This is a genomic window from Streptomyces sp. NPDC006265, from assembly GCF_040613555.1.
GTDB lineage: Bacteria > Actinomycetota > Actinomycetes > Streptomycetales > Streptomycetaceae > Streptomyces.
Genome location: NZ_JBEXSH010000368.1, coordinates 1 through 8,342, shown reverse-complemented (window position 1 = coordinate 8,342; position 8,342 = coordinate 1). Strand labels below are relative to the sequence as shown.

8 protein-coding genes and 1 pseudogene are annotated in these 8,342 nt (G+C 70.6%); all 9 read left to right on the top strand.

The genetic code is table 11. The features are described 5' to 3' along the window. A pseudogene (locus ABZ281_RS26715) lies at positions 1 to 327 on the top strand (MFS transporter); the annotation flags it as partial. 313 nt (positions 328 to 640) lie between these two features. Continuing rightward, positions 641 to 1,723, top strand: coding sequence for a 2-hydroxyacid dehydrogenase (locus ABZ281_RS26710; protein ID WP_356659406.1), 1,083 nt, complete (start codon positions 641 to 643; stop codon positions 1,721 to 1,723). A gap of 3 nt (positions 1,724 to 1,726) precedes the next feature. Then, on the top strand, positions 1,727 to 3,244 hold the full coding sequence (locus ABZ281_RS26705) for an FGGY-family carbohydrate kinase (protein WP_356659404.1): 1,518 nt from the start codon (positions 1,727 to 1,729) through the stop codon (positions 3,242 to 3,244). Positions 3,245 to 3,449: 205 nt separating this feature from the next. Next, complete coding sequence (locus ABZ281_RS26700; RefSeq protein ID WP_356659402.1) at positions 3,450 to 3,914, top strand: ATP-binding protein; 465 nt, start codon at positions 3,450 to 3,452, stop codon at positions 3,912 to 3,914. 348 nt (positions 3,915 to 4,262) lie between these two features. Then, on the top strand, positions 4,263 to 5,570 hold the full coding sequence (locus ABZ281_RS26695; protein WP_356659408.1) for a sugar ABC transporter substrate-binding protein: 1,308 nt from the start codon (positions 4,263 to 4,265) through the stop codon (positions 5,568 to 5,570). Positions 5,571 to 5,661: 91 nt separating this feature from the next. Further along, a complete protein-coding gene (locus ABZ281_RS26690; protein WP_356659400.1) occupies positions 5,662 to 6,594 on the top strand; it encodes a sugar ABC transporter permease in 933 nt (310 codons plus the stop codon). After that, positions 6,591 to 7,472 carry a carbohydrate ABC transporter permease gene (locus ABZ281_RS26685; RefSeq protein WP_356659398.1) on the top strand — a complete coding sequence of 294 codons (882 nt, stop codon included), beginning with the start codon at positions 6,591 to 6,593 and terminating at the stop codon, positions 7,470 to 7,472. The genes ABZ281_RS26690 and ABZ281_RS26685 overlap by 4 nt, the downstream gene beginning before the upstream one ends. Next, positions 7,469 to 7,639: a hypothetical protein gene (locus ABZ281_RS26680; RefSeq protein ID WP_356659396.1), complete on the top strand. Its 171-nt coding sequence runs from the start codon at positions 7,469 to 7,471 to the stop codon at positions 7,637 to 7,639. The genes ABZ281_RS26685 and ABZ281_RS26680 overlap by 4 nt, the downstream gene beginning before the upstream one ends. Before the next feature lie 29 nt (positions 7,640 to 7,668). After that, positions 7,669 to 8,342: alcohol dehydrogenase catalytic domain-containing protein (locus ABZ281_RS26675; protein ID WP_356659394.1), on the top strand; the 674-nt coding region annotated here is incomplete at its 3' end.

Below are 8,342 nucleotides of genomic sequence, written 5' to 3'. Positions count from 1 at the left end.
GTCTTCCCGATGGAGACCCGGGCCATGTCCATCGCGTTCTTCTACGCCATCGGCACGGCGGCCGGCGGCATCAGCGGCCCGCTGCTGTTCGCCAAGCTCACGGAAACCGGCGTCGTCGGCGACACGGTCCTCGCCTTCTCGATCGGCGCGACGCTGATGTGCCTGGCGGGCCTGGTCGCCGCACTCCTGGCGGTGAAGGCGGAACGCCGCTCCCTGGAGGACATCGCCGAGCCGCTGACGGCGGGGGAGAAGACGGCCGGGCCGGCGCCCGGCGGCGGGGGAGACGACGGCACGGGCGCCCAGGGGCCCAGGGCGGCGACGGCGTAGCGGGTGCTGTTGCGCGGCCTGCGGGCAGCGCGGCAGCCCCCTCCCCGGCACCGGGTGGGCGTACTGCCCCTGGCTGGGGCGGGCCGCTGTGCTGCTCCGGCTGTGGTCGGCCCGGAGCCGAAGGCTGCCGTGCCGGGCCGGCGGGGCGCGTCCAACTCATTGATTCTCCGGGAGCATTGAAGGTGGTGTCGAGGACGGTCGGATCCGTGCCCTCGGCTGCATCGGCGCCTTCAGCCCGAGGACCATGGTCGCGGACGTCGATCGCACAGCCGGCGAGGGGCGAAGCCGGCTGACGCGTGGGACGATCGGCCCCATGAGCGGTGGCTCGACACGGGAGATGACCGCACTGCGCGTTGTGGTCGTCGGTGATCGCTTCATCCCCGCCGGGTACTACGTCGACGCCCTGGCGGAGCTGGGCGGTCCCCGCGTCGGGCCGGTCCGCAGTGTCCACTGGCCGGGAACCAAGGCCGAGCAGCACGCGGCGCAGCAGACCATGGAGCGGCGTGGGCCCGAGGCCGTGCCGGTGCCCGGCGAGATCATGGACGCGGTGGGCGAGGCCGAGGTGCTGGCCGTGCACTTCGCGCCGGTGTCCCGGGAGGTGCTCCGGGCTGCTGCCCGGCTGCGGGCCGTCTGTGTCGCCCGCGCGGGACTGGAGAACGTCGACGTCGCCGCCGCGACCGCCCGCGGCGTGGCCGTCGTACCGGTGCCGGGCCGCAACGCCACGGCCGTGGCCGAACTGGCCATCGGACTGATGCTGGCGGAAGCGAGGGACATCACCCGCGCGGACGCCTCCGTCAAGGCCGGCGGATGGCGCAAGGACTTCGCCGGCCCGGGCCGGGAGATCGGCGGCAGCACGGTCGGCCTGATCGGACTGGGGCATGTGGGACGGGCCTTCGCCGAGCGGATACGGGGCTTCGGCGCCCGTCTGCTCGCGTACGATCCGTACGTGCCCGACGACGTGCATGCCCGCCACGGCGTCGTGCGGGCGAGTGAGCTGGACACCGTCTTCCGCGAGTCCGACGTCGTGCAGCTCTTCGCCCGGCTGACACCCGAGACCGAGCGTTTCGTCGGCGCACGGCACTTCGCGCTGATGAAGCCGACCGCGTACTTCGTGAACACCGCGCGCAGCCGCCTGGTGGACACCGAGGCCCTCTACAGGGCACTGGTGAACCGCCACATCGCCGGAGCGGGGCTCGACGTGCACGATCAGGAGCCCCTCGCGGCGGACAGCCCCTGGCGCTCGCTCGAGAACGTCACCATCACCACGCACTACGCCGGTGACACGACCACCACGACACTGCGTTCGGCGCGGCTCGTCGCCGAGGCCGTCACCGAACTCGCCGCGACCGGCCGATGCGCCGCGGCGGTCAACGCCCGCGAACTGGGGTGGGTGTGAACGGTGGCACGTGAACTGGTGCTCGGGCTCGACGCGGGACACACCGTGACCAAGGCCGTGCTGTTCGACGCCACCGGCCGGCCGGTGGCGCGGGGCGTCGGCACGGTACCGCTGAACACCCCGCGTCCCCGCTGGGTCGAGCGGGACATGGACCAGGTGTGGCGGACGGCGCGCGAGGCCATCGCGGCCTGCCTCGCCGACGCGGGCCCGGACGCGGCACGGGCCGTCTCAGCGGTGGGGCTGACCGGGCACGGCGACGGCCTGTACGCCGTCGACGAGCGGGGCCGACCGGTACGGGCCGCGATCGTGGCGATGGACACGCGGTCCGAGCCGGTCCTGAAGGAGTGGCGGGACACCCCGATGTGGTCCCGCGCCCTGGAGTTGTCGGGCACGGTCCCCTTCGCGGGTTCCCCGGCCGCCCTGCTGACCTGGCTCGCCCGCCACGAGCCGGACGTGCTTCGCGACGCACGGTGGCTGTTGTCCTGCAAGGACTGGCTGCGTCTGAGGCTGACGGGCGAGGTGGCCACCGATCCCACGGACGCCAGTGCCTCGTTCACCGACATGCGGCGGGGTGGTTACTCACCGGAGCTGCTCGACCTGTACGGCCTCGGCACCCTCGCCGGCAAGCTGCCGTCTGTCCTGGCCTGCGACGCGGTGAGCGGAACGGTCACCCGCGAGGTCGCTGCGCTCACCGGGCTCGCCGCCGGCACCCCCGTCGTCACGGGCGCCCATGACGTCGACGCCGCCGCGCTCGGGATCGGCGGCACGACGCCGGGCGAACTCTGCCTGATCGCCGGATCGTTCAGCATCAACCAGGTGATCAGTGAGCGCCCCGTCGTCGATCCGCGCTGGCAGGTCCGTCATTTCGTCCGCCCGGGGCAGTGGATGATCATGTCCACCTCGCCCGCGTCGGTGGCGAACCTGGAGTGGTTCCTGCGTATTACGGGCGCACCGGCCGTGCACCGGGAAGGCGTGCACGAGGCGATCGGCCAGGAGGTCGAGAGGCACCTGAACGGTCCGTCGGAGGTGCTGTTCCACCCGTTCCTCTACGGTTCCCCGCACCCGCGGCATACGTCCGGGACGTTCCTCGGTCTGCGCGGTTGGCACGGTCGCGGCCATCTGCTGCGGGCCCTGATGGAAGGCGTCGTTCTCAACCACCGCTGGCACGTCGACGCGCTCTGCTCGAAGCTGCCCGTCAGCGCGGCGGCGGCCCGGCTGACCGGCGGCGCGGCGCACAGCGAGGTGTGGAGCCAGATGTTCGCCGACGCTCTGCGGCGGCCGGTTGTGGTGGCCGACGTGGAGGAGAGCGCCGCCCGGGGAGCGGCCCTGCTCGCGGCCACCGCCGTCGGGCTGCTCGACGACGTGACGGCCTCGCGCGCCGCTGTCTCCGTCCTCAGGCGCCACGAGCCCCACGCCGACCGGGTCGCCGTGCTCGACGAGGCGTACGAGGTGTACCAGGAGGCGCTGGAGGCGCTCGGACCGGTCTGGGCCCGCCTCGCGGCGCCCGGGGGCACGGAATGAGTACGGGGCGTCTCCGGCCTACGGCGACCCCTCAGAGGCCTCTTAACATATTTTCTGAGGTTTAGTGGCGGAAAGTATTGCATAACATGCGGCGTGAGCGTAGACAAAGCGTACGAAGACTCTCGCGGCTCTTCCGAGTCCGTGGCCCGGTTCCCCCCGCCACCCGGCGAGGCATCACGCTCCCCTCAGCCCGAAAGCTCCGGTCATGTCCTCCCATACCGCCCCCCTGGTCCTTCCCGGACCCACAGCGCTGGGTGCACCGCACTGTTCCCAGAAGGCCCAGTTCACTCTCCCGGCACAGAAGGCGCTTGTCGGCTGCCTCCGTGCCGCCGCCGCTGACCTGCTCACGCGCTGGCGCCTCTCCGACGACGAACGGGACGCCGCCGTCCTGGTCGTGGGAGAGCTCGCCGCGAACGCGGCCGCGCACGGCCGCAGTGAGATGTCGCTGTGCCTGATCCTCGCCCCGGGCGGGCTGTGCATCGCCCTCAGTGATCGCGGGGAGCCCTCCCGGTCGCGAGAACCGTCCGCGGCCGACGACCCGGACGAGCATGGCCGCGGCCTCGACATCGTCCACGCGATAGCCGAGCGCGTCGACCTGCGGCACGACGGCCACGGGGCCTCCGTCGTGGCCTGGCTGGCCGTCCGGGCCGCCCTGCGCCGGGCTGCCTGACCCCTGCGGCACCGGCACCGACCGGGCCGCACGGGGCACGGCATCCGCCAGCTTCGCGAAGCGCTTCGGTGATAGATCCGAGAAGATTCTCTCGCAAAATATGTTAACAATAGCCCATATTCTGCTATTCATTCGGCCATCGATATCGCGCCCGACACCCCAGGGCCGCTTGGTACACCCCTCCCTCCCGGCCGAGCCTCAGTCGAGACGCAGGCGCTCCCACGACTGTTCGGGCGATGAACGGCACCGCCACGGGAGCCCCCTATGCCGCATCCCGATCCACCCGCACGAGAGGTCCCCCCCGTCATGCGATCAACCAGATACGCCCTCATCGCCGGCGCCGCCGTCATGGCCCTGCTCGCCACCGCCTGTACCGGAGCCGGGGCCGGCGGGTCCTCGGGCGGCGGCCAGAGCATCAACGTGCTGATGGTCGGAAACCCGCAGATGGAGGACGTCGCGAAGCTCACCGAGGACACCTTCACCAAGGACACCGGCATCAAGGTCAACTTCACGGTGCTCCCCGAGAACGAACTCCGTGACAAGGTCACCCAGGACATCGCCACCCAGGCCGGCCAGTACGACGTCGCCACCATCGGCGCCTACGAGGTGCCCATCTGGGAGAAGAACGGCTGGCTGCACGAACTCGGCTCCTACGCCGACAAGGACAAGAACTTCGACAAGGGCGACCTGCTCGAGCCGATGGTGCAGTCGATGTCCGGCTCGGACGGCAAGCTCTACGCCCTGCCGTTCTACGGCGAGTCGTCGTTCCTCATGTACCGCAAGGACGTCTTCGCCGCGAAGGGCCTGAAGATGCCCGAGCGCCCGACCTGGCAGCAGGTCGCCGACCTCGCCGCCAAGGCCGACGGGGCCGAGCCCGGGATGAAGGGCATCTGCCTGCGCGGTCTGCCCGGCTGGGGCGAACTCGGCGCGCCGCTGACGAGCATGGTCAACACCTTCGGCGGCACCTGGTTCACCAAGGACTGGAAGGCCCAGGTCAACAGCGGCGGCTTCAAGCAGGCCACCGAGTTCTACGTCGACCTGGTCCGCGAGCACGGTGAGGCGGGCGCACCGCAGGCCGGGTTCACCGAGTGCCTGAACGCGATGAGCCAGGGCAAGGTCGCCATGTGGTACGACGCGACCAGCGCGGCCGGCGCACTGGAGGACCCGAAGACCAGCAAGGCCGCCGGCAAGATCGGCTACGCGTACGCGCCCGTGGAGAAGACCGACAGCAGCGGCTGGCTGTGGGCCTGGTCGTGGGCGATGCCCAAGACCACCAAGAAGGCCGACGCCGCCTCGAAGTTCATGCTCTGGGCGTCCAGCAAGGAGTACGAGAAGCTCGTCGGCGAAAAGCTGGGCTGGTCGCGGGTGCCCGCCGGCAAGCGGGCCAGCACCTATGAGATCCCCGAGTACAAGAAGGCGGCCGCCGCCTTCGGCGACATCACCCTGAACTCCATCCAGCAGGCCGACCCGTCCGACCCCGGCACCCAGCCGCGGCCGACCGTGGGCATCCAGTTCGTCGCCATCCCCGAGTTCCAGGACCTCGGCACCAAGGTGACGCAGGAGATCTCCGCCGCCATCGCCGGCAAGACCAGCGTGGACAAGGCGCTCAACGACGGCCAGAAGCTCGCCGAAAACGTCGCCGAGAACTACAAGTAGGCCGCGTTGCTCCGGCCGGCCCCCGGCCGGCCGGGCGCCGACGGCGGAAGAAAGTCCATGACCACGCTCACCGATCCCCCCCGAGAAGACCATGCGGCCACCTGCCCACCGCCCGTCCAAACCCGCCGGCAGCCGCACGTGGCGGCGCCGCTTCCCGCTGCTGCCGGCCCTGATCTTCACGATCATCGTCACGCAGCTGCCGTTCGTCGCCACGCTCGTGATCTCCACCTACCAGTGGAACATCCTGCGGCCCGGTGACCGCCACTTCACCGGCCTGTCCAACTACACGTTCGTCTTCACCGACGAACGGCTGCGCCACGCGGTGCTCAACACCGTTGTGCTCACGGCGTCCGTGGTCGTCCTCAGCGTGCTCCTCGGACTGGGCCTGGCCCTGCTGCTCGACCGCCGCTTCCTCGGCCGGGGCCTGGCCCGCACCCTGCTCATCGCCCCGTTCCTGGTGATGCCGGTCGCCGCCGCGCTGCTGTGGAAGCACGCCCTCTACAACCCCGACTACGGGCTCCTCAACGGCACCCTGAACGCCGTGTACCAGCTGTTCGGCGCCGAGCACGGCCCCACGATCGACTGGGTGTCGAAGTTCCCCATGCCGGCCCTGGTGATCGCGCTGGTGTGGCAGTGGACGCCGTTCATGATGCTCATCCTGCTGGCCGGTCTGCAGGCCCAGCCCGGTGACGTCCTGGAGGCCGCCCGAGTCGACGGGGCCTCCGCCCTGCAGACGTTCCGGCACCTCACGCTGCCGCACCTGCGGCAGTACATCGAGCTGGGCGTCGTGCTCGGCTCCATCTTCGTGGTACAGACCTTCGACGCGGTCTTCACCATCACCCAGGGCGGGCCCGGCTCCCGGACCACCAATCTGCCCTACGAGATCTACCTGACCATGTTCCGCAAGTTCGAGTACGGCCAGGCCGCGGCCGCCGGTGTCGTCGTGGTGATCGGCTCGATCGTCATCGCCACGTTCGCCCTGCGGGTCGTCGCCTCCCTGTTCCGTGAGGAGGCGTCCCGATGAGCGCCCAGGCACATCCCCTCGTCGCACGGATGCGTCGCCGCCGCCCCAGGGCCGAGGATCCGGAGCAGACACCGCGGCTGTCCCCGCTGTGGACCTTCGTCGCGTGGCTGGCCACACTGGCCTTCTTCGCCCCGGTGGCCTGGATGGTGCTCACCGCCTTCCACCAGGAGGCCGACGCGGCGACCAACCCGCCCAGTCTGCTGGCGCCGCTCACCCTGGAGCAGTTCTCGCTCCTGCTGGAGCGTGACATCACCCCGTTCCTGCTCAACTCGGCCATGGCCAGCATTTTTTCGACCCTGCTGGTCCTCGTCCTGGCGGTCCCGGCGGCCTACGCGCTGTCCATCAAGCCGGTCGAGAAGTGGACCGACGTGATGTTCTTCTTCCTGTCGACGAAGTTCCTGCCGCTCATCGCGGCGCTGCTGCCGATCTACATGATCGTCAAGGACATCGGCATGCTGGACAACATCTGGACGCTCGTCCTCCTCTACACCTCGATGAACCTGCCGATCGCGGTGTGGATGATGCGCTCGTTCCTCGCCGAGGTGCCCAGGGAGATCCTGGAGGCCGCCGAGGTCGACGGCGCCGGACTGCCCACCGTGCTGCTGCGGATCGTCGCCCCGGTCGCCATGCCGGGACTCGCCGCCACCTCACTGATCTGCTTCATCTTCAGCTGGAACGAGTTCATGTTCGCCGTGAACCTCACGGCGACGCAGGCGTCCACCGCGCCGGTGTTCCTGGTGGGCTTCATCACCAACGAGGGCCTGTTCCTCGCCCGGCTGTGCGCGGCGGCCACACTCGTGTCGCTGCCGGTGCTCATCGCCGGCTGGGCCGCCCAGGACAAGCTGGTCCGCGGCCTGTCCCTGGGAGCCGTCAAGTGACAGCCGCCGTCAGCGTCGCTCAGGGCCGGATGAAGCTCCGGGCCGTCGACGACCCGGCCCCGGTCTCCGGCGACGGCCTCTCACCGGCGGCTTTCCGGGACGCGATCGCCCGCCGCCCGGCCGGCATCAGCCGCACGATCCAGATCCTCCAGCCCGCCCCCGCGTGAACGCCCGAACCGAACGGAACTCCGCCACCATGACCCAGCAGATCCGCCGTGTACTCGTCCGCTCCCTCGACGACATCACCCTCGAGCACGTGCACGCCCCCGTAGCCGGGGACGGCGAACTCCTGGTGCGCACCACGGTCGTCGGCGTCTGCGGCTCCGACACCCACGCGGCGGCCGGCCACCACCCCTTCATCGAACTTCCCTACCGCCCCGGCCACGAGGCGGTAGGCGTCGTCGCCGCGACCGGATGGGGAGCCGGGGAATTCGCCCCCGGGGACCGGGTGCTCATCGAACCCAACCTGTACTGCAGCCGGTGCCCCCAGTGCCGCTCGGGCCGCTACAACATCTGTCAGGAGCTGAAGGTCTTCGGCTGCCAGACGCCCGGCGCCATGGCGGACCTGTTCACCATCCCGGCCGGCCGGGTCCACCGCGTCCCGACGCACATGACCGACCTCCAGGCCGTCCTGGTCGAGCCCCTCGCCACCCCGGTGCACGCCGTGGCCAAGGCCGGCGATCTCACCGGCCGTACCGTCGCCGTCCTGGGCGCCGGGCCCATCGGGCTGCTCACCGTCGTGGCCGCCCGGCACGCGGGAGCCGCCCGGATCGCCGTCACCGACCTGCTGGACGGCACCCATCACCCGGCTCGGCGTCGCGGCGGGGCGGCCGGAAGCAGTGGTCGGACTGCACTTCTTCAACCCGGTCC

What these genes read in the sequence shown, in the direction of transcription:
- ABZ281_RS26710 (WP_356659406.1), top strand. Translation starts at nt 641, where the DNA reads ATGAGCGGTGGCTCGACACGGGAGATGACCGCACTGCGCGTTGTGGTC.
- ABZ281_RS26700 (WP_356659402.1), top strand. Translation starts at nt 3,450, where the DNA reads ATGTCCTCCCATACCGCCCCCCTGGTCCTTCCCGGACCCACAGCGCTG.
- ABZ281_RS26695 (WP_356659408.1), top strand. Translation starts at nt 4,263, where the DNA reads ATGGCCCTGCTCGCCACCGCCTGTACCGGAGCCGGGGCCGGCGGGTCC.
- ABZ281_RS26690 (WP_356659400.1), top strand. Translation starts at nt 5,662, where the DNA reads ATGCGGCCACCTGCCCACCGCCCGTCCAAACCCGCCGGCAGCCGCACG.
- ABZ281_RS26685 (WP_356659398.1), top strand. Translation starts at nt 6,591, where the DNA reads ATGAGCGCCCAGGCACATCCCCTCGTCGCACGGATGCGTCGCCGCCGC.